This window comes from Thermoprotei archaeon, assembly GCA_038881895.1.
Classification (GTDB): domain Archaea; phylum Thermoproteota; class Thermoprotei; order Gearchaeales; family WAQG01; genus JAVZOV01.
Genome location: JAVZOV010000002.1, coordinates 98,632 through 123,109, shown reverse-complemented (window position 1 = coordinate 123,109; position 24,478 = coordinate 98,632). Strand labels below are relative to the sequence as shown.

Annotated in this window: 25 protein-coding genes; 11 read left to right on the top strand and 14 right to left on the bottom strand. The window is 33.4% G+C overall.

Translation table 11 applies throughout. From position 1 onward, the window contains the following. The first annotated feature begins 116 nt into the window (after positions 1-116). Positions 117-1,409, top strand: coding sequence for a hypothetical protein (locus QW128_03710; GenBank protein ID MEM3832692.1), 1,293 nt, complete (start codon positions 117-119; stop codon positions 1,407-1,409). Between the two features lie 40 nt (positions 1,410-1,449). Here the strand turns inward: QW128_03710 and QW128_03705 are convergent, their stop codons facing one another. Beyond that, positions 1,450-2,847 carry an RtcB family protein gene (locus QW128_03705; protein ID MEM3832691.1) on the bottom strand — a complete coding sequence of 466 codons (1,398 nt, stop codon included), beginning with the start codon at positions 2,845-2,847 and terminating at the stop codon, positions 1,450-1,452. A gap of 254 nt (positions 2,848-3,101) precedes the next feature. On the opposite strand from QW128_03705, the gene endA reads away from it, so the two are divergent. The 4 genes from endA (at position 3,102) to QW128_03685 (ending at position 6,293) form a co-directional block, all read left to right on the top strand. Further along, positions 3,102-3,629 (top strand): tRNA-intron lyase, encoded by a 528-nt coding sequence (endA, locus tag QW128_03700; GenBank protein ID MEM3832690.1) that lies wholly within the window; start codon positions 3,102-3,104, stop codon positions 3,627-3,629. Continuing rightward, positions 3,629-4,549, top strand: coding sequence for a UbiA family prenyltransferase (locus QW128_03695; GenBank protein MEM3832689.1), 921 nt, complete (start codon positions 3,629-3,631; stop codon positions 4,547-4,549). The genes endA and QW128_03695 overlap by 1 nt, the downstream gene beginning before the upstream one ends. Beyond that, entirely contained in the window at positions 4,550-5,839 is a 1,290-nt protein-coding gene (gene hisS / locus QW128_03690; protein ID MEM3832688.1) for a histidine--tRNA ligase, read from the top strand. A gap of 172 nt (positions 5,840-6,011) precedes the next feature. Next, entirely contained in the window at positions 6,012-6,293 is a 282-nt protein-coding gene (locus QW128_03685) for a hypothetical protein (GenBank protein ID MEM3832687.1), read from the top strand. 39 nt (positions 6,294-6,332) lie between these two features. Here QW128_03685 and mvk read toward each other — a convergent pair whose 3' ends face one another. Then, entirely contained in the window at positions 6,333-7,325 is a 993-nt protein-coding gene (gene mvk / locus QW128_03680; GenBank protein ID MEM3832686.1) for a mevalonate kinase, read from the bottom strand. 55 nt (positions 7,326-7,380) lie between these two features. Beyond that, entirely contained in the window at positions 7,381-7,956 is a 576-nt protein-coding gene (locus QW128_03675) for a hypothetical protein (protein MEM3832685.1), read from the bottom strand. Positions 7,957-8,164: 208 nt separating this feature from the next. Here QW128_03675 and QW128_03670 point away from each other — a divergent pair, with 208 nt between their 5' ends. Further along, positions 8,165-8,440: a DUF2258 domain-containing protein gene (locus QW128_03670; GenBank protein MEM3832684.1), complete on the top strand. Its 276-nt coding sequence runs from the start codon at positions 8,165-8,167 to the stop codon at positions 8,438-8,440. Positions 8,441-8,467: 27 nt separating this feature from the next. Here QW128_03670 and QW128_03665 read toward each other — a convergent pair whose 3' ends face one another. After that, a complete protein-coding gene (locus tag QW128_03665; GenBank protein ID MEM3832683.1) occupies positions 8,468-10,183 on the bottom strand; it encodes a long-chain fatty acid--CoA ligase in 1,716 nt (571 codons plus the stop codon). A 177-nt stretch (positions 10,184-10,360) separates the two neighbouring features. On the opposite strand from QW128_03665, the gene QW128_03660 reads away from it, so the two are divergent. Then, positions 10,361-10,591: a hypothetical protein gene (locus tag QW128_03660; protein MEM3832682.1), complete on the top strand. Its 231-nt coding sequence runs from the start codon at positions 10,361-10,363 to the stop codon at positions 10,589-10,591. On the opposite strand, the gene QW128_03655 is transcribed toward QW128_03660, so the two are convergent. From QW128_03655 to QW128_03645, 3 genes are all read right to left on the bottom strand, one after another. Then, positions 10,578-11,234 carry a phosphatase PAP2 family protein gene (locus tag QW128_03655; protein ID MEM3832681.1) on the bottom strand — a complete coding sequence of 219 codons (657 nt, stop codon included), beginning with the start codon at positions 11,232-11,234 and terminating at the stop codon, positions 10,578-10,580. The genes QW128_03660 and QW128_03655 overlap by 14 nt on opposite strands. Positions 11,235-11,503: 269 nt before the next feature. Then, positions 11,504-12,097, bottom strand: a complete 594-nt coding sequence (locus QW128_03650; protein ID MEM3832680.1) for a mechanosensitive ion channel family protein — start codon at positions 12,095-12,097, stop codon at positions 11,504-11,506. Between the two features lie 168 nt (positions 12,098-12,265). After that, entirely contained in the window at positions 12,266-12,961 is a 696-nt protein-coding gene (locus QW128_03645; GenBank protein MEM3832679.1) for an HAD family hydrolase, read from the bottom strand. Between the two features lie 393 nt (positions 12,962-13,354). Between QW128_03645 and QW128_03640 the strand changes: the two genes are divergently transcribed. Beyond that, the gene (locus tag QW128_03640; protein ID MEM3832678.1) at positions 13,355-14,047 is read left to right on the top strand and encodes an HAD family hydrolase; all 693 of its coding nucleotides are present in this window, start codon (positions 13,355-13,357) and stop codon (positions 14,045-14,047) included. Between the two features lie 67 nt (positions 14,048-14,114). After that, on the top strand, positions 14,115-14,834 hold the full coding sequence (locus QW128_03635) for a creatininase family protein (GenBank protein ID MEM3832677.1): 720 nt from the start codon (positions 14,115-14,117) through the stop codon (positions 14,832-14,834). A gap of 8 nt (positions 14,835-14,842) precedes the next feature. Here QW128_03635 and QW128_03630 read toward each other — a convergent pair whose 3' ends face one another. The 6 genes from QW128_03630 to QW128_03605 form a co-directional block, all read right to left on the bottom strand. Beyond that, positions 14,843-15,673 carry a DMT family transporter gene (locus tag QW128_03630; protein MEM3832676.1) on the bottom strand — a complete coding sequence of 277 codons (831 nt, stop codon included), beginning with the start codon at positions 15,671-15,673 and terminating at the stop codon, positions 14,843-14,845. Between the two features lie 68 nt (positions 15,674-15,741). Continuing rightward, entirely contained in the window at positions 15,742-16,905 is a 1,164-nt protein-coding gene (locus tag QW128_03625; GenBank protein MEM3832675.1) for a lactate utilization protein B, read from the bottom strand. A gap of 12 nt (positions 16,906-16,917) precedes the next feature. Next, on the bottom strand, positions 16,918-17,808 hold the full coding sequence (locus QW128_03620) for a (Fe-S)-binding protein (GenBank protein ID MEM3832674.1): 891 nt from the start codon (positions 17,806-17,808) through the stop codon (positions 16,918-16,920). Between the two features lie 86 nt (positions 17,809-17,894). Next, a complete protein-coding gene (locus QW128_03615) occupies positions 17,895-18,662 on the bottom strand; it encodes a metallophosphoesterase (protein MEM3832673.1) in 768 nt (255 codons plus the stop codon). 345 nt (positions 18,663-19,007) lie between these two features. After that, entirely contained in the window at positions 19,008-19,394 is a 387-nt protein-coding gene (locus tag QW128_03610; protein ID MEM3832672.1) for a (Fe-S)-binding protein, read from the bottom strand. Further along, on the bottom strand, positions 19,387-20,799 hold the full coding sequence (locus QW128_03605) for an FAD-binding oxidoreductase (GenBank protein ID MEM3832671.1): 1,413 nt from the start codon (positions 20,797-20,799) through the stop codon (positions 19,387-19,389). Before QW128_03605 ends, QW128_03610 begins: the two co-directional genes overlap by 8 nt. A gap of 293 nt (positions 20,800-21,092) precedes the next feature. On the opposite strand from QW128_03605, the gene QW128_03600 reads away from it, so the two are divergent. After that, positions 21,093-21,914, top strand: coding sequence for a CBS domain-containing protein (locus QW128_03600; GenBank protein MEM3832670.1), 822 nt, complete (start codon positions 21,093-21,095; stop codon positions 21,912-21,914). Positions 21,915-21,933: 19 nt separating this feature from the next. Here QW128_03600 and QW128_03595 read toward each other — a convergent pair whose 3' ends face one another. Then, entirely contained in the window at positions 21,934-23,658 is a 1,725-nt protein-coding gene (locus tag QW128_03595) for an APC family permease (GenBank protein MEM3832669.1), read from the bottom strand. 194 nt (positions 23,659-23,852) lie between these two features. Here QW128_03595 and QW128_03590 point away from each other — a divergent pair, with 194 nt between their 5' ends. Further along, positions 23,853-24,476 carry a hypothetical protein gene (locus tag QW128_03590; protein MEM3832668.1) on the top strand — a complete coding sequence of 208 codons (624 nt, stop codon included), beginning with the start codon at positions 23,853-23,855 and terminating at the stop codon, positions 24,474-24,476. Positions 24,477-24,478 lie beyond the last annotated feature (2 nt).

Here is a 24,478-nt window from a genome sequence, read left to right as displayed (position 1 = left end):
ACCGAAAGCCTGGCCTTCAACGTGAAGGAGACTCTTTTTGCCAAGTTTTTAAGTAAGATTTACTTTTTTAAATACAAAAGTTATTTAAGCTGTTTTTATAAATTATACGTGTGTATATGAAACAATCTAAAATATTGTTAATAGTGGTTTCATCTATGATGGGGTATCAGAGTGAGATAGCCCAAGATGTTTTTAAAAAAGTTAGTGCGTTGAAAGAGGATTTAGAAAATGTTGGTTTAGAAAATGCTGGCATCGTGACCAATGTTATAGCAGCTGATCAAATTGTTGAAAGACTAAAGTCTATTTTAGCTGGTGCAATTATTGTTGTTGCTACTGGTGGTACTGAGAGGATTATTAAGTCAATTGCGCGATCTCTTGAAAAACCGGTACTCTTAGTTGCTCATCCAAGTAATAATTCACTGGCATCGTCAATAGAAGCATATGCAGTATTACATGATGAAGGTCTTCCTGTAAAATTGATCTATTCCAATCTTGATCGAGATATTTTGCATGATATAAGAAAATTCATTGATATATGCAAAGTCATATACAACATTGAGAATAGTAAACTTATTCAAATAGGTTTGCCATCACCATGGATACTAACTAGTAAAAATCCAGAGATCATAAAAAGTAGGTTTGGAATTGATGTGATCAAATTAGAGGTATCTGATTTAATTGAAAATGCTAAAAATGTTCGTGAGGATGATGCTAAAAATATTGTAAATGAATTAAAAAATAAATTTGGAGGAATTATTGAACCTAACATGGAGGATTTGGTTAAAGCTGCTGAATTTTATTTTGCAATAAAAAATTTGACGTCTCAATATAATGCTTCTGGTATCACTGTTAGATGTTTTGATCTTATTGCTTATAATGTAACAGCTTGTATCGGTGTTAGTTTGAGTAACGATGACGGAATAGTTGCTGGTTGTGAGTCTGACTTAGATTCCGTTCTTACTATGATGATTGTTCATGAATTAACTAAAGAACCTGTCTGGATGGCGAATGTTGTTAGGATTAATCCAAAAGATAACACTATAACCTTAGCGCACTGTACTGTAGCTACAAAGATGCTAGATGATTTAAAGAAAAGTTTTTTGAGAAGCCATTTTGAGTCAGGTAAAAGTGTTAGTATTCAAGGTTTATTAAAGAAATCCGACATAACTCTCGTGCGATTAGGAGGAAAAAATTTGAATAAAATGACTGTAACTACTGGAAAGATTGTTAAAAATGATCTTAATGATAAGAACCTTTGTAGAACACAGGTAGAGATCAAACTTAATGGTGATATAGAAAAGTTTATCTCAAACGCATTAGGTAACCATCAGATTTTGGTGTATGGTTATCATGTAGATAATTTATTAGAGTTTTGTAAATTCAAAAATATCGAACCAATAGTAATCTAATGTTTTTAAATTCAAAAACATTTATCGTGTTTTATGTTTCCTAGCCTTTTACAACTCCTATTGGTGTGAGTTTGGCAACTTTTCTCGCAATTCCTACATTACTTGTAACCTCTACTACCTCATCTACATTTTTGTACGCATCTGGTGCTTCTTCCACTACTGTCCCAACGTTTTCAGCTCTTATATATATACCACGTGTGTTTAGTTCTTCAAGTAGTTTGCGATAATTATGTGTCCTCGTCGCAGCTGCTCGGCTCATTGTTCTACCAGCTCCATGCGCTGTGCTTCCAAAAGACATCTGCATAGCTTGCTCATTACCGACCAAAACCCAGCTTGCTGTCCCCATCGAACCAGGAATAAGCACAGGCTGTCCTACAGGCTTATACTGTGGTATGAGTTCTGGATGGTCTTTGGGGAAACTTCGTGTAGCGCCTTTTCGGTGGACTGCTAGTTTCAAACGTTTCCCATTAACATCATGTTCCTCGATTTTTAATATGTTATGAGCTACATCGTATACAAGATGCATCTCAAGGCTTTCTGCAGTTTGTCTAAATATTTTTTCAAACGTTTCTCTGACCCAGTATGTTATGAATTGTCTGTTTGCAAATGCAAAGTTTGCTGCGGAAGCCATAGCACCTATATAATCTTGAGCTGCTCTATCCTTAAGAAATGCATATGCAAGTTCTCTATCAGGCAGTTTAATGTTTTTTTGTCGAGCATAACCTTCTAGTATTTTTAAATAGTCACTGCATACTTGATGACCGAGCCCTCTAGAACCACAATGTACTAATACAGTGATTTGTCCTTCAAAAAGTCCGAATGCTTTTGCTGCTTCTTCATCATAAACTTCCCTTACTATATCAACCTCAAGAAAATGGTTTCCGCTACCTAGAGTTCCAGTTTCTGGTGCACCACGTCGTTTAGCTGTTATGGAAACTTTGCTTGGATCTGCGTAGGGAAGCTTCCCATACTCTTCAATTCTGTATTTATCCTCACTCCAGCCGTATCCCATTTCAATAACACGTTGAGCTCCTCCCAAAAGTATTTCGTCTAATTGTTGCATACTGGCCTTTATTTTTCCTTCACTACCTACTCCGGACGGTATATTTTCATACAATAAATCAACTAATTGTTTTAATTTTGGTATTACATCTTTTTTTGTCAAACTTGTTCGAATGAGCCTGACACCACAGTTAATATCATAACCTATTCCACCCGGACTGACTATGCCCTCTTCATAATCAAATGCAGCCACTCCACCTACCGGAAAACCATAACCCTCATGACCGTCTGGCATAACAACTGCAAATTTCTGTATACCTGGTAATTTTGCTACATTACTAGCCTGCCATAATGTTCTATCACTCCTCATCTTGCCTAATAATTCCTCACTAGCATAAACTCTAACAGGCACTCTCATGTCTGGACTATAATTCATAGGTATTTCCCAAATATTCTCAGACACTTTAACGAGAGGAACATTCACCGCACAGACACCGAATTATAGTTAATACTCTTAAATATAAAACTACGCTTTATTATTTCTTACTGATGAACATCATTCTTTTGGATTTCTTTAGCCTGGTATGTCGAATTTTAAATCCTTTTCTCACAATGAAATTATTTAGAAGTATGTGGTAGTACCAACATCAATGAGTTTAAGTTTTTAAGGAATATTTTTGAAGTATAAGTGTGGTAGAGCAAAAGGGCCAGACGAAGATTAAGGATAATGAGATAATAATTGATGATCCGAAGATGATTAAAGAACTTTATGATTCAGGTTATGGTGTCATCGTTAATCATCAATTAAAATTAGAGACTTTTGAGGCATTATACTTAATTGAAAAAGGAAATATCATTCTTATTGACAACGATCGTGTCTTAACTCCTGAAGAATCTATTGATCGCCTTTCTAAGATTGATCAGAAACTATGGATAAAGTACACAATTTATAGTGATTTAAGGAATAGGGGGTATATAGTTAAATCTGGTTTTGCACATGATGATATTGAGTTTAGGGTTTATGAAAGGGATGCTAAGCCTGGCAAAGAACCAGCGAAGTATTTAGTTAGGGTCCTTGTTGAGGGTGAACCAATTTTTATGAAAAAATTAATGGACATGGTTAAGAATGCTAGAGACTCTAGGAAAGATTTGGTAATAGCTATTATAGATGCGCAAGGTGACATTGCTTATTATGAGGTAAGTGAGGTGCATGTGTGATGGGGACTATCGAGAAAATTATTGATCTAATAAAAATGACCAGACCTCTTAATGGGCTCATGATGGGGATTGCGGCGTTTATTGGTGCCTTTGTGGTAATGGGTTTCTTTATTGATATTAGAACAATACTTATTATTTTTATTATTGGTTTCGCACTTAACGGTGCCTCTATGATAGTAAATGATTATGTTGATCGACCTATAGATTTGATCAATAGACCTGATAGACCATTAGTAAAAGGTATTGTAAAACCTGATGAAGCTTTATCTTTAGCGGCTGTGCTGATAAGCATTGGTATCTTTTTATCATTATACTTAGGTCTTCTACCATTAATAATAGCAGCCATAGCCTTAATCGTTTCATTAATATATAATATATGGGGTAAGAGAATGGGATTCATAGGTAATCTTATGGTTGCGTTCGACACAGCCATTCCCTTTATTTTTGGCGGTTCTGTTGCATGGGTTTTAACTGGTTTCATAAGTAATTCACAAATTTATGTAAGTATCAATTATATAATAAACCTATACGATAGTATTTGGGTCACTCCAATACTTCTTAGTATTCTTGCGTTTTTATCTAATGTTGGACGTGAAATTGTAAAAGGCATTGCTGATATATCAGGTGATAGAATAGCAGGCATAAAGACAATCGCTATAGTTTATGGTAGTAAAACTGCTGGTAGAGCTGCAACTGCGTTCATTCTGAGCGCTATAGCATTAAGTCCTCTTCCATATGTTTTTGGTTTGCTTGGTATCTCATATATTATCATTGTTATGTTCGCAGACATCATTTTTATTTATTATATGATTAAATTATTAAGAAATCTTGATCCTAAAAATGCATACATTGTGAAAAATGGTCTTTTGAAAGCAATGCTTTTATCCTTGATCGCTTTTGTTATTGGAAGAGTGATCTAAATGCCTGAGTTCCAAACAGTACGCGGGATGAGAGATATACTTCCTAACGAATCGCAAATGTTAGTATCATTAATGGATAGAGCTCGCAAGTTAGCAAAACTTTATGGTTATGACGAAGTAATATTACCAACAATAGAAAGTTATGAACTTTTTGCTGCAAAATCCGGAGGAGAAATTAAAGAGAGAATGTACGTTTTCAATGATTTAAGTGGTAGAAAAGTAGTTTTAAGACCGGAAGCTACAGCCTCAATCGCAAGGATCGTTGCCACTAAATTATCATCCGAACCTAAACCCTTAAGACTTTTCTACATAATTAACGCTTTTAGGTATGATGAACCACAAAAAGGCAGATACAGAGAATTCTGGCAAGCAGGGTATGAGCTCATAGGAACAAACTCACCGTTAGCAGATGCTGAGCTCATTTCAATGTTAGTTAACTTCATTGTGAAATCAGGATTTAAAAACTACAACCTCAAAATCGGACATATGGGTATATTAAGAGGAGTATTAAGCAACATTGATGAATCATTACAGGATGAAGTTGCAGGACTCATAGATCGTAACAAATCCAATGAAGCCTATAATCTTTTAAAAGAAAATAAAATTGACGAGATAAAAATTAATACGCTCAAACAACTATCAGAAATAAGAAGCACGCCAAAAAAAGATATTTTTAAGAAAGCGCATGAAATACTAAAAGATTTTGAACAAGCAAAAAACGGTCTTAAAAACTTAGAAGAAATAATTAATCACATCATATATTTTGGAGTAAATAAAAGAAATATCTTAATTGACCTAGGATTTGCTCGAGGATTAGCTTACTACACTGGTGTAATATTTGAGATTTATGCTCCAGGACTCGACATTGCTTTAGGTGGTGGTGGAAGATATGATAACCTTATACAGCTATTCGGTGGTAATCCAACACCAGCATCAGGTTTCGCTATAGGGCTCGATAGAGTAGAATTAGCATGTAAAGAAATACTTAAAACCGACATTAAAAAGAACGCAAAAAAGATAATGGTAACAAGTCTCGTAATAAGCCCAGAAACATTAAAAATGATGAATAAATTATCATTAAAACTAAGAGGCTTTGGAATACCAGTAACAATCGATGTTTCTGGAAAAGGGCTTAAAAGAACTCTCTCATACGCATCATCACAAAATTTCACACATATCATAATCATAGGTGAAAAAGAATTATCACAAAACGCTATAACCGTAAAAAATCTACTAACAGGAAAACAGGTCATGATCCCTATTACTCAATTAAAACCAAGTGCGCTCTAAATTGTGAAGATTTTTCTATTTTACAAAATTTTGTGGTTATATTTCTAGCATACAATCGGTTCATAAAGTGTGGTAAGATAGCTTGGAACTTATCTTGAAAAATTATAGAAAGGAGTATAAGGAAGGTATTGATAAAAAATAGAAATATATTAGAGTGTTTGTTCTATTTAATGTGTCTTTTAGTTTAGTTGATCTTCAAAAGCTTATTAAGAATAAAGGTATAAAGGTAACTATTTTCTTCAAAGGTCAGCGTTATGGTATTGTTATTCACGATTTAATCTTTCCTATAGAGAAAATGTCTGGGCGTCGTGTTGACTGGTTTAAAGCTTTTGGTCTAAAACGACCAGAAGATATAATTCATGCTTTTCCTATAGATTACATACTTTATGAAACAAAAGGGAAAGAAGAGATATTGAGAAGTATTAAAGAGCTTAAGGATAAATTAAAACAATAAAAGTATCTAATTATGTACATATTACTTAGTGACTATAATTTATTCGTTAGTTATTATGATGCCTTTTTCTGATGTGCCTGATTCTAAAGTTTGTCCTCCTGCTGATCTTATCGCCGAAGTAACATTTTCGATTTGTTTTGATGCCAATGCTATTATGCATCCTCCTCCACCAGCACCTGTTAGTTTTGATCCTAGCGCTCCTGCTTTTCTAGCCGCATATACCATGTCATTTAATTGTTTTGTTGATACTCCCAAAGCCTCAAGTAGACCATGATTGATGTTCATGAGATCTCCAATTTCATCTAGGTTTCCATATTCAAGGGCCTGCTTTGCTTTTCTGGTTATGTTACCTATAGTTGTAATGATGGGGGTTATCACATTGTTATATTTTTCTTTTAATGATTTAACTTTAATAACCATGTCTTTTGTTTTATATTCTCTTGGTATATATCCAATTACTATTGGTAGTTTAGTTGATGTGCGTATTTTTTCTATGGCAATGTTATTGTCTATTAGCTGTACTTGAATTATGCCTCCATAAGTTGTGATAGTAGCATCCATGGGGCTTGCTATTCCTTGTATTGCTAGTTCAGTTTGCCAGCCTAAGAATGCTATATCCTTTTCATTTAATTCTAAACCTAGGATCTCACTATAGGCTTTGATTGTAGCAACCGCTATTGATGCTGACGTACCTAATCCTGCTCCAACTGGCATTTCAGACCATACTTTTATGTCAACTCCTTTGAAAGTGTTAGTCTTTTTTACTACAAGTTCAATGGCCTTTGTTACATAACTCAATTCTGAAAGTATTTTTGCTGAATCACTTTCTATTGAGAATGTGTTATTATCAAACGTTAATGTGATACCCCTTATTATGATATCTGGTGCATTAATACGGATTTTAGAATCTTCCCTTGCTTTCATTTCTACGTAAGTGCGTTTATTTATTGCCATTACTATAGCCGGTTCACCATAAACAACCGCATGTTCCCCAAATAAAGTTACTTTACCTGGTGCTGATGCAATAACCATTTTTCTACCTCCAGATGATTTTTATTTGATATGAATTATTTTCTTTAATTAATTTTTAATGTTGTGATTCTCCCTCTAATGAAGATTCTTTTTTCTTTTTCTCCTTTTGAGGCTCCGTTGTCTTCTTTGATCTTTCCTCCACAAAGCTTTTAGCCTCTTTCATAATTTCTTCAGCTGCTACATCTTGGAAGTCGCCCATCGTTATATTTGTCTTTACTGATAGTTCTGTGTAAATGTTGTTAAGTGCTCCCAATGCATCATCAATATTTCTGCTTATCTCTGGAACTATATTGCTCAATTTATCACGTATACCCCTGATTACACTTGTTATGGGTTGTATTACTGACATGAAATCATTAATATCACTAATTGTCTCTAATCTAGTGACCACTGACTCTAATGCAATTTTGCTTTGCTCAACTAGTTTGTTAAAACGTTCTATAGTTACTACTTCATTCGCGTAGATTCTTGCTCTTTCAATATCATTTTTCAGTACAGCATCTACAACATTATTAAACATTTTACTACGTCTCTCTTTTAATTTTTTGAAGTTTTCATCAAGTTTTCTAATTTGTGAGCGAAGCACTTGACTTACTTCGTGAATTTTATCTTTTAGATCTACGTCAGACAATGGATTTCACCAGTCTCTAAGTATATTTCTTTTTACTTACATAAAAAGTCTAAGTTAGTTTTATATATAGGAATTATACTGCGACATGTCACAGTATATTCTACATAACCACATAGAATGTTTATTGTTCTAGAAAAATTAAAAAGTAATTAATAAAAGACGACATGTTTATCAATAACTTTCAATTTAAAATTAGGAGGGTGGTAAAATGCCTACAATGAATACAGGCCTTGTAATAGCAGGTGCGTACGCCAAGCAAGTTAGAAATGTAATGGCAGCACAGGCTAAAAGTGTCGGATTAGATGTAGCAGCAGCAATTAGAGGTGCAGCAATATTAAATCAAAAATTATTAGATGAGATCATAAAACGAAAGATAGATAAAGGTGATGTAGTTAGGATAAAAATAGACTACGAAGTCCTTAATGGAGAAGTACAATGGAAATATGAAACATTGAATATTGAAACTTGGAAAAAAGCACAATAACTATGGAAACTAACTCCCTAATGTTATTTATTTCTCTTTAACCTTTTTTATTTCTTCCTCCCTAAGTTCTCTTCTTAATATCTTACCAACTACGCTCTTAGGCAATGAATCCCTAAATTCAATAATTCTTGGATATTTGTAAGGTGCAATGCGATCCTTCATAAATTTTATGATTTCCTCTTCTTTCACTTTATCTTTAAAATCATCCTTTAACACTACAAACGCTTTAATTTGCTCACCAACTTCAGGATCTGGAACACCTATTACAGCGGCCTCTTTAACTGCAGGATGTTGATATAAAACCTCTTCAACCTCTCTTGGATAAACTGAATAACCTTTATATTTTATTAAGTCTTTTTTACGTTCAACAATATAGAAATATCCTTCTGCATCCATCTTCGCTATGTCACCAGTTCTGAACCATCTAATTCCACCTAATTCAAAAAACACTTTAGCATTCTCTTCCGGCAAATTATAATAACCTTTCATAACCTGAGGACCTGAAATTACTAATTCACCTACGGCGTCTGGAGGTAATAGCTTATTAGCATCAACATCCGCTATCGCTGCGAAGGTATTAGGTAACGGTAAACCTATAGAACCAACTTTAAATTTACCCATTATTGGGTTTACATGAGTTACAGGGCTTGTCTCAGTAAGACCGTAACCTTCTCTTAATTTCCCTCCAGTAAGCTCCTCAAACTTTTTTTGAACTTCGATAGGTAATGGTGCGGCTCCACTAATACATGATTCGATTGTACTTAGTTTGTATTTCTTTACTAATGGAGAGTTTATAATTTGTATGTATAATGTCGGAACGCCAGGAAAAATCGTTACATGGTATTTGCTGATGCTTTTGAATACATCAGTAATATCAAATCTCGGAAGAATAACCATGGTACCTCTATGTACAAAGACATAATTCATAGCTGCTGTCTGACCATAGATGTGGAAAAATGGAAGAAGCGAAAGCACTACCATTGGTTCAATTTTAGGCTTATACCAGTATTTGATCTGAAGCGCATTAGATAATAGATTGTAATGTGTTAACATAGCACCCTTTGGCACTCCCGTCGTACCACCAGTATACATTAATGCTGCAATATCTTCTTTAGGGTTTATTTCAACGGCTTTGTGCTCAGGTGCATACTTAAGAAAATCCAAAAAATGATAAATGTATTGATCAAATTTTATCTTAGGTGTTTTATACTTTAGTGGGTATAACAGTTTTAGAAAGAATGGTAGAAAGTCTTTTATGCTGGTTATTATAATTCTTTTTACTTTTACCTCATGCCTAATAGTCTCGAATTCATGATAGAGCATATCAAGTAGTATTATCGTCTCTGCTCCACTATCAAGTAGTTGTCTTTTTATTTCTGCTGATTTATAAAGAGGATTTATAGGTGTAACAACGGCACCAATTTTCAGTATAGCATAATATGATATTACAAATTGTGGTGTATTAGGGAGTAATAAAGCCACTACATCACCTTTCTTCACACCGTGTTCTTGCAATGCATGTGCAAAACTATCAATCATGTTTCTAAGTTGCTTGTAAGTGATTTTCTTGCCAAAAAATATTATTGCTATTCTTTCTGGATGTAATTCTGCCGCCTCATCAACCAATGAGTAAAGAGGTTTTTCTGGTATATCAATCTCTGATGGTACATCAGGATCATAATTTTTAACCCATGGTTTAGATAGCACAAAATTTATAACATCAAATTCTGACAACTCAGACACCAAGTATTCAATCGATTCAAAGATATATATTTTTTATCAGAATATTTAAGAGAAAAACAATTTTTAATGTTAATATTTCATTATTAAATTCTGCGAATCTTGGATTAAGAGCTTCCTGTTTATTTTTTAATTGTTTTAAAAGATAACATTTAAATTGTGGAATCATATTAATTATTCATGAAAAAATCGTATCCCAGAAACTCAGATGTCAGAAACGCGATTATTGAAGTATTGTCGAAAGATATCATAGAGCATCCTGATGATTTTCCTGAACACGTTTATAAAAAACTTGAGGACAAGGGTTTTTATATTGGTTTATTAACAGTTAAACGCATTTGGAAAATTTATGAAGAAATGGTCAGGAAAAAATGGTTGGATGACATATTAGATGTTGTTAAGAAAAAATAGACCAATGAATAAATTTTACTATTTTATTCCAAGTTTTTATTAATAAGTTATAAACCGGATCTATTTTTTCATACATCGATACTGCAAATAATGCTATAGCAATTCCTAAAATCCAGCCTCCAAGTATATCAATAGGCCAATGCACTCCAATATATATTCTCGAATAACTGACAGCTATTGCTTCAATAAGAAGAGGAATTGAAACGAATAACGGTAACATTAATAAGGCTATAATTGCACCAGTAGCAACTATCAGTGCATGTCCCGACGGATAACTATAATCATTTAATTTTTCAGGAATTAAGTAAAATAATACACTAGGTCTTGGTTGCATAATAAGCATTTTAGAGAATTCACCAAAAATGATCGCAATAATAAATCCCAAAGCCATTAATATGCTCGATTTCTTTTCTTTTTCTTTTCCAAAGACCCATAATAAAATCACCACAAATGTCCAAAAATACTCTCTTCCATACTTACTTAATAGTATCATGAAATCATTTAAATATTGTAGCCTATTACTGATAATAAACTGAAAAACAACTAAATTTTCTGGTATATTAGGTTCATTTACTATTTTTACATAAAATGAAAACATTAAATAAAAAACAAATGCTAATAATGATAATGCCGATTTTGCCATGCATAATTATTTTACATTGTTGCTTAAATACTTTATTGAACCTTACGAACAATATAAAAACATTACCATTAAAAAGATAATAATTCCTTTAGTAACAGAAAAGTATGAAATTTTTAATAACAAAAGTTTCATAACATTTTGAAGAATAATTATCATCTTTTTATATTATTTTTTCTTTTTCCTGGCTTTAATGAATGATACAAGACTCTGCACAAAAATAATGTATAAATTTTAAACTTAAGAACATTGTGAGAACTCTAATTATTAAGTTATTGAATATTCTTAATTATTACTTGTCCTATTACACTTCCGTTCGGTATTAGTATCTGATTTTTTCCATCTTCGCTAAGAATTACAGTATACATTATATCAATCTCTTGTACAATTCCATTCTGCCCTGCTACTCTTATTCTATCACCAGGTTTAAATGGTCTTGCAAATAGTAGAAATATACCTGCAATTGCCTGTCCTAGAACCTGTTGCGTGGCAAATCCTACTACTAGACCAGTAAAGGAACCCATTGTAAGAGCTGCTGATGCACTGACATTAAACACCGAAGTCAAAATAGATAAAATAATGGCCATACCTGATATCTTAATTAGAGTTTTAATGAGATTTGCATTATGCACTCCTATTTTATCTTTTGATGTCTCATAAAATAAACCAGCTATATTATTCACAATTAAATAACCAAATACAACTATTATTATCGAGTTAATGTATGGAGCATATGTTGTTATATCAAAGTAATTTATTAAAAATGGTTTTACATAACCTAAGATTGGGCTTACTAATGACAATATTATTGCGGTTGCTATAAAATAAAAGATTACTTTCCCAATTGCTTTGTGTATCGTTGTCATGGCAATTTCATTTAAAATTAATCACTATATATTTTTTATCTCAGTACTTCATAATGAATCATCTATTCTTTAGAGCAGATCATCTCGTGACATGCATTTATTTAACGTTCTTCTTCATGTTGAAAGGACAGGATTTTAGTTGCAAAAAGCTGAAATATTAGATAATAATTAGACATCGTATATAAGTTTTAGAACATATTTTAGTTGAGGGATTATAAAACCGTACTTAGATACTTTTATAATACCGCTCACTGAAGGATCAATAAGGACACCTCTTAAACCAGAGTTAATTGAACCAATGAAATCCTCATGCAAACTATCTCCTACATGTAGTGCTTGTGATGCCGGGACGTTCATTGTAGTAAGCATTGTGTTAAATGCTTCAAATTTTGGCTTGAAAAAGCCAATTTCATCAGAATAGAATTCATCATCTATGTAATTAGTTAGTTGTGTTCGTTCTAAGAGTATCCTCGTTATAGAGCTTGGCCAGAAAAGTGTATTTCCTAACGTTACAATTTTTATGTCCAACTTTCTTATTTCTTCGAGAACATTCCTTGCATCATCCATAACTAACTCGTCTACATTAACGGTCAATGCGGCTCTATGAAATGCACGTTTAACTATGTTTGGAGAACTATTGAGTTTAGAAGCCAAAAATTTAGAACTTTCTTCATATATATTATGCTCACTGAATTTACCTGCTCGCCTTAGATTTTTAGCTTTATCATACGCATTTTCAATTATATTTAATGTACTAACATTATCATTTTTAGTAAGAAGCGAGAATTCTTTTGCAACTTCATTATAAAATATATGTAAGTTAAGTAATGTGCCCCATACATCAAAGCTTATTAATTTTATCATTCATTATAACCTCCTTTGTTTTAAAAGAGATTCTAATATAAAAATTCTACTTTATGAATTTTTATACAGCGAAAATTATTAGGTTTATGAAATAAGACATTACATTAATCACACTGCACTCTGTAGAACTCTTAAATAAGATAAAGAAACTTATTAACAAAATAATTATTCTTGAAGAATTGGCAAATGATTTCTTTGAGAAAATCATAGATATAATTTCAATCAAGACCTAAATGGAACTATAAACATAGCTCATAATCCTATGAGCTCTATGAGATGGAGGAATTGGCCCTCAAAACCAGAAGATATGAGTAAAAGCTTTAATAGATAAGATTCTTTGTAAAAAGTTTCACTAGCGTAACCTTTATTTTGGGCTTTTTCTGTATTAAAACAATGAAAGATAAAATCATTTACATTGATCTTGATGATACGATTATAAAAAATAATGCAGTATCTACTGCTCTCTCTGAGGCATATAAAAAAATAAGTTCGATTACGAATGTTAACCTTGATTTAATAAAACAAGAAGCGATGAGCATTCATTTAGAATTCATAAGAAATAATGATGTGCGAGCATTTGATTGGGATTTCATTGTAAATTTGATAGCTCATAAATTTAGATGCAAAAACAATATTAGCATTAAAGATTTAATTAAAAAGCATATAAGTGACGCAATAATACTAGATAATGCGATTGATGTCCTTATGAATCTTAAGGAAAAACATACTCTGATCTTAGCTACGAATGGACTTTATAAGTATCAAAGATGGATTATTGAAACATTTAGGTTAAAAGACTATTTTGACATGATAATAACATCTGATAAGGTTGGATGTATTAAAACATGTGAAAAATTTTATAGATTGCCTAATTACAATTCCGTTAAAATCATGGTAGGTGATCATCCAGTATTTGATGTATACTATCCAAAGAGGTTTGGATTAAAAACTATATTAATCGACAGAGGTTTTAAACCATCAATAAAAACTTATGCTGATGTTCTCGGTATAAAAATAGAAACTATAAAACCTGATATAATAGTTAAGAAATTTGATGATATACTTTATGTAATAACCAATCTCTAAATTCATGAAAACACATTATTAAGGGTCACCTTTATATTTTTAGAGTTTTGTTAAAGTGTGATTTAACATGTTATTAGGGAAATTAACATGGAGTGAGGTGTCTGATATTGTAAATAATGTGGATTTTGTAATCGTACCAATTGGTTCAACAGAACAACATGGAGAACACTTGCCATTGGATAATGATGCATATACCGCATTAGAGATTTCTAAGCTCGTTACTGAGACACTTAAAGAAAAATTAAAAATTCTCATAGCACCACCAATACCATATGGCATGAGTGAACATCATATGGATTTTCCAGGAACTATAACCTTAAAAAATGAGACTCTTATCAACGTTATTAAAGATATCTGTATAAGTCTTTCAAGACATGGTTTTAAAAAAATTTTGATACTTAATGGACACGGCGGCAATACTGCTGCTATAAGAGCCGCTATTCAAGAGCTCAATTTAGAATATGGCTTAAATGTGTATACATTAAATTGGTGGGATCTTGTTTCAGATGTTATTAAATCAATATATGGTACTCCAATAACACATGCTGATGAAAGTGAAACTGCAGTAGCATATGCCCTAAATCAAAGAGTTGTAAAAGAGCTTATGAAGGGTTCTGGGAATTATGGAGAAGAGACCGCATTATATACAGTAAAAAGAATGAAAAAATACACTTCCACAGGTTCCATGGGACACCCAGAAAAAGCATTAAAAGAACACGGAGAAATAATCGTTAATTCAGTGGTTAACCGATTAGCAGAAGAATTACTAAGACTTTCAAAACAATGAAAATGTTTTTAAATTACAGCAATTATTAATGCGGTTACTATGAGAAAACCAGCAATTACATCCCTGGTGGATGGGTTCTCTTTTCCAAGTATTTTTGATACAATCTGCGTTAATAATGGTGATACACTTGTTAATATAATTGTGATAGTGAGTCCTATTATCCCTATAGAATAAATATAGAGGGCTGATCCAAGTCCCAAATCAGATATTGAGATTGTAGCTAACAATATGTGATGTTTTTTATCAATTTTTGCGTTGAATCTATTTTTTCTGTTAATTAACATGTAAAGTCCTAGTGCGGACATAGCTGTAGTAGTTCTTGCAAATGCTATCGATAATGGATTAATATACCCCATAGTAGCAAGTTTTATTGAGGATTGACCAACAGTCCATAACAGTGCAGTGAGCAACGCCATAACAATTCCCTTTCTCCGTGCTGATCCTTTACTATCAGAAAGCATATAAATGCCTAGTATTATTATCATTGAACTCACAACTCTATTAATAGTGAGCTGTTCACCAAGAAATACTGCAGTAAACTGTATTAGTAATACATAAGTGTATGCTACTGGTGCTGCTATCGAAGCGCCAACCTCTCTAATTGAAAAGAGATATAGTGTATCACCTACTGCTAGCGTTAATAGCCCGCTTAATGAACCATAAATTATTGCGTCATTAAATCCAAATATAATGAACGGTAGAAAGAGACCTAATGATGCATAGAACAGCCTATAAAAATTAATTCTGACAACGTCATTTATGACTAAATAATCCCTATAATATATCGGTGAAATAGCCCAGATTACGGCTGTGCCTAATGCAGGTATTGGGTCTATCATAATATTTCTCAAAGTATCATGATATTTATAAAGATTACTTTAATTCTTTATAAATTGACGTTCTATGGTTATAGTGACCTTAGGTATAATGTTTTTATGTAATGTATAACTTCAGGTATGTTGATCTTCATTGGGCATGATTCTTTGCATCCACCAGCATGAACACATAACATTGCAGTTTCTCCGACATTTTTGTTATTAAGTCCACGTATGACTGCATTCCACATGACACCTGTTGGACCATTATATGGTGGTATTCCCCATGAAGGGCCTATTGTCTTATATATTGGACAATGAAAGTAACAGCGCCCGCACCTGATGCACAATAATGCTTCCCAAAGCACTGGATCACGTGCTGCTTTGCTTCTTCCATTATCAACTAAAATAAGGTGAAATTCTTTAGGTCCTTGTGCTGGTCTAACTCTATTATGTTCTATGTCTGCAGTTGAACTAGGTCCTGCTGTTAGGTTTACATATGTTGGTGGATATAAGCTTCCGAATGCTGATTGCACCATAACTTCATAAAATCCATATTCTAACGTTGGAACGATTTTTTCTATACCTGTAATTACTATATGTGTTGGTGGAAGGACGGAAGTCATCCTTATATTTCCCTCATTCTCTATCATTAATACTGCTCCTGTATCTGCTGCTACGGCGTTAGCTCCGCTGATCCCTATATCGGCGTTTAAGAATTTTGCTCTAAGGAATTTTCTCACTGATTTCACAAGGTCTTCAGGGCTTCTACTTTCATCAATGTTCGGATCTATTTTTTCTTTTAAAAGCTGAGCTGCTCTTTCTTTTGTCATATGTATTGCTGGTGCTATTATGTGAGATGGATATTCATCAGCTAACTGTATAAGAAATTCTCCCAAGTCTGTTTCCCACACTTCATTTCCCATATTTATCAAATACTGCCTGATACCTACTTCGTATGCTACCATTGATTTGCCCATTACAATTTTTTTATTTGTTCCCACTAATTCGCCGATAATTTTTCTTGCCTCTTCGCTATCACGTGCTAAATATGATGTTCCACCAACCATTTCAACAGACTTCATAGTTTTATCTATATAATATCCAAGATTTTTAATCACTTCCTCTTTAGCTTTTCTAAGCTTGTCTGCAATATCATATAAATATTTGTAATTATCGAGAATATTTTTTGTCTTTATTATGGTTGGTTCAAGAACTCTGTTTATTGCTTCATTCCACGATTTAACATCATTCAATGTTACCCACCTTTAAAATAGTTCGGCCAAGTCAATAATATTTACGTTACTGGGTACTCTACTTAGGTTTGCAAGACATATTGGACATACTACTACTATATTCTTTGAAAGTTTTGATAGTTCATTTACACGTATTTCCGCTATTCTTCTTGATATTTCTGGAGCTAAAGATTCTATTGGTCCACCACAACACCCACCAACATCCTTCGCTGTGAATACTTGATGCTCTTTTCGTTCTATGCTCATATTATCTAAAATTTTTCTGTAAGTATCATGCATATCAAGAAATCTTGAATATAGACAAGAATCGTGTATCACAACACTTAGGTTTGCTTTCTTCATAGGCCTTATAAGTTCTAAATAATTAACGACTTCAATGTTAAAGTTTACAACTTTAGGGTAAACAACTTTCAATATATAATGAGTATGTGGATCAATTGTGATGATCTTTTTTATGTTATTTGATTTAAAAATTTCTACTACTTTTTTAACATACTCCCTGAACTCATCTTCGAATCCCAGTTCATACAGTAATGCTCCAGAATAGGGCTCCTCATCATATAAATAACCAAAATTTATCGTTATAGAAAGTTCATTGACTATGTTTCTTAGAATTTTTTCAGATTTTTCGGTAAGCTCTTTTTTTGGCTTAAGTAGAAATGAAAACTTTGAGAGAATTGGAATCAGCGAAGAAAAATGACCTCTACTCACATTAAATTTTTCCATGTATTCTGTAAAAGAGTTGATATAGGGAATTAGCTGATATAAACATGAAGTGTACAGTATTGTGTCACTGTCTTTTTTTAAGTTTAAACCGGAAGCCCATTTGTGACAAACAGATTTTGATATTGGAAGTGGTAACATGTTTTCCTGTAAACTTCTTTTTATAATATTTTTAAGCATGACTATCCACGATTCTGAGATCGCCTCAATAATTAATCACCATTGTTTAAATTAAATTTATTTAAATAAAGTTAACGTTCACGTTCTCACAGTATCGTATTCTCTAATAATTGTAATTTAGGCAGTTCTATGAGACCTAACTCTTTTTCTATTATGAATGGTATTGCATCTTCTAATATTCCGTAATTTTTAAGTATTGGTGATAATAGTGAACTCCGCGATTTTGTTGATATTAATGTTCCTGCTGATAATAACGAAAATGGGGGAAGAACTACTATCACATTATTCATTACTGTCGGGACATAAAGTATTACTATAAATTTATTTAAATGCCCAATATCGTCTCTAATACCTATTGATGGGTGTTCATGCCCAATTATGATATACTCATTTCCCTCCAGATACTCTTTACCTGGATCTTTATGACCATGGATTATCAATATGTTTTTCTCAAAAAAGTAATCAACTACATCAATATTATGTTTTTTAGCTATATTTGCTACATAATTATCATGGTTACCTTTCACAATCACAACGTCCTCATAGTATGACAACAGTGCGCTGAGAAATGTTGATATTTCCATGGAGATGCGTTTACTTGGCCGAGCAAAACTATGTTTCAAATCTCCGTTTACCACAATACGTTTTGTTTTTGATGCATTATAAAGATCATTGACTCTCTCAAGAAGTGATGTTAATTGAGATCTTGGAAGAAATATACCACTTTTCGCCAATTCTTCTTCATATCCTATATGAATGTCCGAGATTACCGTTAGATTAATTCTTCTAATAGTTACCGCAGGCACCCCTGAAATAGGCTTCACAACATCAACGCTTTTTTTAAGATCCATCATATTACTCACTTGCAACTACCAGCTTATATACCAATTCTTTGGACCTAAAACTTTTTTATTAGCATTTAATGATCGCAATCCTCCTTTAATCATTAATATACATGTTGTGCACTGTGCTACAATAATACTCACTCCAATATTAGCCAACTTTTTTATTCTATTTTTGTAATCTCATTCTCAAGTTTTGATGTACCAATCTAATCCCCAATTGCACGCATACTCAGTTTATCGTGTACTAATTCCTTTGTTTGAACGCCTATAACAACATGAATCATGACGTGCAAAACAAGCAATATTTTTTAACTTTTTCTAGTTATGTTTAAATCCTTGATCCATTTTGATGATTCACTTTTCCTCTTTGAGTGGATTTCTAGTCTTTTCTAAAATTGATTGCACATAAAAAGATTTGTGGTAAAAATCTTTCCTAACCATTAATCTTCTCGCTATTATCATTAAGATGGGCACATCTATGCGTGCTGGACAAGCATTTGTACATGCTTTGCACGTTAGACAATTATAAATTGACTTAATTGTATTCCCTGTTGGATCATTAAAACTAAGCTGATCTGTCATTAGTGCTATAAACAGCCAAACTCTTCCTCTTGGTCCTAAAGCTTTATCACGAGTTAAAAGAAATGTAGGACATATCGACTCACAAAAACCACACCATGAGCATCTCTTAGCTATGTTTAATGCCTGATTTTCATCAAAGATATTAATAATTTTACTCATCACTGTTTACTGCCTCTTTTAAAATAATCATCTTTCTAGGATTCAAAATGTTTCTGGGGTCAAAAAGTTTTTTGATGTTTCTCATTATATCAAGGGCGTATTCTGACCCTAACATTTCGAGTTCAAATTTCAATGCATCAATTTTAGTTAATCCTATTCCATGTTCAGCACTGATTCCTCCACCTAGTTCTATCGCAAGCTTGCAAACTTCTTCGTGAAACTCTTTAATTTTTGCTTTCTCTGAATTACTATAATATATGGAGGGATGTATATTACCGTCACCTAAATGACCTCCAAGTGCCACTTTAAGACCCATACTTTTCGAAAGCTCATGTATCTTTTCAATAAATTCAGAAACCCTTGTCGGTGGCACTATCAAATCCTCTAGTATCATATTTAATGAATATATCGATCTTAGATTTAATTCAGCAGAGTACAGCGCACGTCTCAGCTCATAGAACTTCTCCATTTCTTTAGGATCCATACTCCATTTAACATCAACAGCACCTAAATTCTTAAAGAGCTCTACTACTTCGTTAGCTTTTTGAGGCAATGAATCAGGCGGCCCGTCAATATCAACAATCATTATAAAACCTGGTTTTATTGGTATCTTTACGTCGGTGTATTGTGATATAATGGAGGCAAGTTCACTGTCAATGAATTCTATTATAAGTGGATTAAAATTTTTACGTAACTCCAAAGCTGCTTTTGAAACTTCTTTATAAGACGGAAAAGTAGCAATTATTCTAACTATGCCCTCTGGTAATTTTGTGATTTTTAATATGGCTTTTGTTATAATTCCAAGAGTTCCTTCGCTCCCTATGAAAAGACCAACAAGATTATATCCCTGTCGACGTTTTAGAGTCTTACCACCAATCCTAATAATCTTTCCATCAGATAAAACAACCTCTAAACCAAGCACCCAGTTAGCCATAGTCCCAAACCTAAACCCTCTCATACCACCAGCATTAGTAGCTATCGCACCACCTACAGTAGCTGATTTAGCAGAGGCCGGATCAATAGGAAAGAACATGCCATAACTTTTTAAATATTCATTCAACTCTTCAATCTTAACACCAGCTTCCACTACAACATAACCATCTAAAGGATGCACTTCAATAATCTTATTCATTTTAGAAAGATCTAAAGCTATACCACCTTGAGGCACAGACGCACCAGTCAATGAAGTTAAAGAACCTTGAGGACAAACAGGAACTGCATATTTATAACAAATTTTCATAACCTCTGACACCTCATAAACAGAAGTAGGCATGACAACAGCTATCGCAGTCCCCTCAATCAGAGTAGCATCCCTATTATGAAGCAATAAATCAACACTATCACTACTCACCTTTTCACCAAGTCTGTACTTCAATTCATTAATGAACTCATCATTATCTACCATAGCACAATTAAGATAACACAAAATATTTATCTTTTATGTAGAAAACAAGCAATCGCATAAGATTGCATAACTATGATAAACTCCATCCTTTAAGACAAAAAACATCAGAAAACGTCTGCTTGATTTTTCAACATGAATGTTATTTTATGAATAAAATAATACCCTAAGAACCGGAGCTTTTACGATACTGTAATTGATCTCATAACAATAACTCAAATAAATCATACGTATTATGCAAGAATTTGCATAGAATTAGTAAATAAGTATTAATATAGGTAGCAAGAGGGTATTATATGGTGATTTATTTGTTTATTAGAAATATATACACACAAACTGTTATAACAATTGATCCTGATGAGACACTAGATAAAGCTAGCGAAAAAATGTTTTTCTATGGCATTTCACGGTTAGTAGTTGTTAAGAATGATACGCCGATAGGTATAGTAACTGAAAAAGACATAACACGTTATTTAACAAACATCACAAAACCAATTAATCAGATTAAAGTTTCTGAAGTTATGTCACATCCTTTGATAACAGCATCACCTAATGATACGGTTCAAAGTGCTGCGAGAAAAATGCTTGAGCATAATATCAGTTCACTTGTTATTGTAGAAGATTCAAAATTGAAGGGTATTGTAACAAAATTTGATATAGTTAAGTTTTGTAGTACAATGAAAGGTAGATGGCTAGTTAGAGATTATATGACAAAACATGTTATATCAGTAAGTTCATTCGATACAGTCTTTAGAGTTATAGACTTAATGGTTAACAATAATATCAGTCGTATTGTTGTTGCTGACGCAAACAATAAACCTATTGGTATAATAACATTGGCTGATATTGTAAGAAGCCTCCCTGAAATCTCTTTTACAAAATTAAAATCAATGAGAATTTCAAAAATATTAAGACCATTACTTTTAAAATCAATAATGGTATCAACAATAATGAGTAGAGATTTAATAGTGATAAGAGAAAATGCTGACCTAGCAGAAGCAGCCCAAGCAATGGTAACGTATAATATAAGTGGACTTCCAGTAGTAAACAGTGAAGATAAGCTAGTTGGTATAATAACAAAAACTGATATAACTAGAGCAATAAGTAAGTTAGAATAAAAAATAGTTTATTTGGTTTTTATGCGGGTGGTATTTCTGTGTATATGGTTCTTACGTCGATTCCGCGTTTATAGTTATAAACCATGAAACCAATGAATATGAGAGCTCCAAAACCCATCCATGTTGATTGAAGAACTAAGTCTCTTAATATATTTAACCAAGCTCCAGCAACAATTAGGAAGTAAAAGTTAACAGGAAATGCTATTAATCCAACGATCGTAAGTATTGGAACACCAGCAATTTCCCAGCGTGCACCCTTTTCATAAAGATCTCTGCGAACCCATGGTAATAAGATCGCTGCTAAGCTTGCGAACATCACTGCGACTTGATATAACATTGTAGTGTCAACTGATGCCAGCCACTCACCACTAAGTATGTTAAGTACAACCCCAGCGAATCCACCGAACATAGTCAGTATTACAGCCCAGTGTGGACTATGGAACATTTCGTTAACAGCAGCAAACAACTCCGGGAAGAATCTATCAAAAGCCCAGGCGAAGACCATTCTTGAACTAACTACGAAAAATGCCGGGATATCTTTTAAAAGAACTATACCGACGGTCACAGCATTAAATATTTGGATTGGCGCAGAGCCAGGCACTAAACTTATTACATATGGTGTTACAAGCCCGGGAGGTGGCGCAGCTATTTCACCTCCAATAACGTGGAAGTTAATACCGAGTCCTGGCAATTTTGCAGCATTGCCTCCTGCTAAATTATTATAAACATATTGATAGAGTGTATTAAATTTCACCTGATCAGGTGGAATCCCAGCATCTGATAATAATTTTGTAACGCCTAGTTCATCGAGCTTACTTTTAGGTACCGTCCAAATGCTATATACAAGGTATGGTAATGTTATATAATATGCGATTATCAGTAATGTACCAAGCACTTGTGCTATTATTAATGTTCTGCTAGGACTTTTTAGTTCTCCTCCAGCATAAACTGCAGCCGTGATGCCTATATATGCCCATATAGCTGCAACTCCAGCATTAATTGTTGACGTCATATTAAATGGAGTGACCACATATGGTATTGTTGGTTTTCCTGCCAGATTAAATGCTGCTTTGATTATTGCATCGTAAGTTCCTGCACCAAATACAGCGTCCCATCCTGCTGCAGCGGCCTCCGGCGTTTTTCCAGCTAGAATTGCAACATTTGATAAGACTCCTATTACTGCTATTGTTCCTAGCACACTTACTATTAGACCGTATATTCTCATTCCTAATAATGCTAAAATACCAAAGCCGAACACTAGAAGCAATCCAATAACCCAATGCCCTTCCATGGACGCTAACCATTTGGCAGTATAAATATAACCAGGATCATTTAGCGCTATGCCTGCGGAAGTGAAAGCTGTCGCAAAGAAATCAATTGAGTACCATGCTATTATACCATAGGAGAGTACTTCTGTGAACCAGAAGCCCCAAGAAGCAAGAAAACCTATTGCTGGGTTAAGGCCTCGTGTTATGAAGATGTAGTCTCCACCTGTTCTTGGCATTAATGAACCTAACAGTGTGTAAACTAGTGCTGTTGGGATTGCTGCTATTAATCCTAGGATAAGAAAAGATAAAGCTATGTCAGCACCTGGATTATTATAAGCTGCAATTACTGAAAGTTTATGTATGCCTCCTCCCACAGTATGACTGAATACTAGCATGAAGGCAGTAAATGGTCCTATCGTCCTTACTAATCCAGAAGCTCTTCTAACAAAAACTGTAGGTGGTGCGGCTTCTCCCATAGCAGATCAAATATATTTTGTGCATTAAGAATTTATAAATCTTTTGTAATAATACACGATAAGTTTAAATACTATTAATGAAGTAGAGTCACAAATTATCATGGTTATGTGTAATCTTGCCAACATAAATATCATGTTTGCTAATTAGAAAAGAAAATAAAGTAGCTTTTACACTTTAATATATCGTGGGTTGAATGACAAAGGATATCAGTAAAATGTTATCTGATTTTGCTTTTGTTATAGAGGCGTTTGATGGTTATAGAGTAGGAAGAAATACTAATCCAAAAAGAGTTGATGCGAAAATAAGACAATGGCGCGAAATCGAGGATTCATTACCTAGAAAATGGCTCAGTCTTCAACGAGATATCGATACATTAATTAACTTAGCACTTAGAGATCCCGACGCTAAGAAATTTGCGAACGTCTATGTTCTTGTTAAATTCGGTTTAAGAATTGTGTATTTGTTATTGTTATTTAGCTTTTTAGTATTAATCAGATGGCCCGATTCTGGAATGTTATTAATTTATGCTTCATTAGGAATGCTGTATTTCTTGCTAATACTTAGATGGTACACACTAGATAGGATGTTTATGTATTATGAAAAGGCAATCTCAAATCAGCATGGTAAGGTCGAACAACTCAAATTGACTGTGAACTCATTGGTTAGGAATTTCATCGAATACTTGAAGAGGGAGAAAATCCCACCTAAAAAATATCGTTTGCATCTGTTCAATACTGATTATGATGGGATAAAAATTCTAAGAAAACCAGGATGGCTTAGGGATTATTATCTCTGTGAAGTGATTGTGGGGGATTAGAA

What these genes read in the sequence shown, in the direction of transcription:
- mvk (MEM3832686.1), bottom strand. Translation starts at nt 7,325, where the DNA reads ATGGTTATTGCATCAGCACCAGGTAAAGTAACTTTATTTGGGGAACAT.
- QW128_03710 (MEM3832692.1), top strand. Translation starts at nt 117, where the DNA reads ATGAAACAATCTAAAATATTGTTAATAGTGGTTTCATCTATGATGGGG.
- QW128_03705 (MEM3832691.1), bottom strand. Translation starts at nt 2,847, where the DNA reads ATGAATTATAGTCCAGACATGAGAGTGCCTGTTAGAGTTTATGCTAGT.
- QW128_03620 (MEM3832674.1), bottom strand. Translation starts at nt 17,808, where the DNA reads ATGCTTAAAAATATTATAAAAAGAAGTTTACAGGAAAACATGTTACCA.
- QW128_03605 (MEM3832671.1), bottom strand. Translation starts at nt 20,799, where the DNA reads ATGGTAGATAATGATGAGTTCATTAATGAATTGAAGTACAGACTTGGT.
- QW128_03640 (MEM3832678.1), top strand. Translation starts at nt 13,355, where the DNA reads ATGAAAGATAAAATCATTTACATTGATCTTGATGATACGATTATAAAA.
- QW128_03635 (MEM3832677.1), top strand. Translation starts at nt 14,115, where the DNA reads ATGTTATTAGGGAAATTAACATGGAGTGAGGTGTCTGATATTGTAAAT.
- QW128_03660 (MEM3832682.1), top strand. Translation starts at nt 10,361, where the DNA reads ATGAAAAAATCGTATCCCAGAAACTCAGATGTCAGAAACGCGATTATT.
- QW128_03600 (MEM3832670.1), top strand. Translation starts at nt 21,093, where the DNA reads ATGGTGATTTATTTGTTTATTAGAAATATATACACACAAACTGTTATA.
- QW128_03655 (MEM3832681.1), bottom strand. Translation starts at nt 11,234, where the DNA reads ATGGCAAAATCGGCATTATCATTATTAGCATTTGTTTTTTATTTAATG.
- QW128_03630 (MEM3832676.1), bottom strand. Translation starts at nt 15,673, where the DNA reads ATGATAGACCCAATACCTGCATTAGGCACAGCCGTAATCTGGGCTATT.
- QW128_03595 (MEM3832669.1), bottom strand. Translation starts at nt 23,658, where the DNA reads ATGGGAGAAGCCGCACCACCTACAGTTTTTGTTAGAAGAGCTTCTGGA.
- QW128_03590 (MEM3832668.1), top strand. Translation starts at nt 23,853, where the DNA reads ATGACAAAGGATATCAGTAAAATGTTATCTGATTTTGCTTTTGTTATA.
- QW128_03650 (MEM3832680.1), bottom strand. Translation starts at nt 12,097, where the DNA reads ATGACAACGATACACAAAGCAATTGGGAAAGTAATCTTTTATTTTATA.
- QW128_03615 (MEM3832673.1), bottom strand. Translation starts at nt 18,662, where the DNA reads ATGATGGATCTTAAAAAAAGCGTTGATGTTGTGAAGCCTATTTCAGGG.
- QW128_03695 (MEM3832689.1), top strand. Translation starts at nt 3,629, where the DNA reads ATGGGGACTATCGAGAAAATTATTGATCTAATAAAAATGACCAGACCT.
- hisS (MEM3832688.1), top strand. Translation starts at nt 4,550, where the DNA reads ATGCCTGAGTTCCAAACAGTACGCGGGATGAGAGATATACTTCCTAAC.
- QW128_03645 (MEM3832679.1), bottom strand. Translation starts at nt 12,961, where the DNA reads ATGATAAAATTAATAAGCTTTGATGTATGGGGCACATTACTTAACTTA.
- QW128_03610 (MEM3832672.1), bottom strand. Translation starts at nt 19,394, where the DNA reads ATGAGTAAAATTATTAATATCTTTGATGAAAATCAGGCATTAAACATA.
- QW128_03670 (MEM3832684.1), top strand. Translation starts at nt 8,165, where the DNA reads ATGCCTACAATGAATACAGGCCTTGTAATAGCAGGTGCGTACGCCAAG.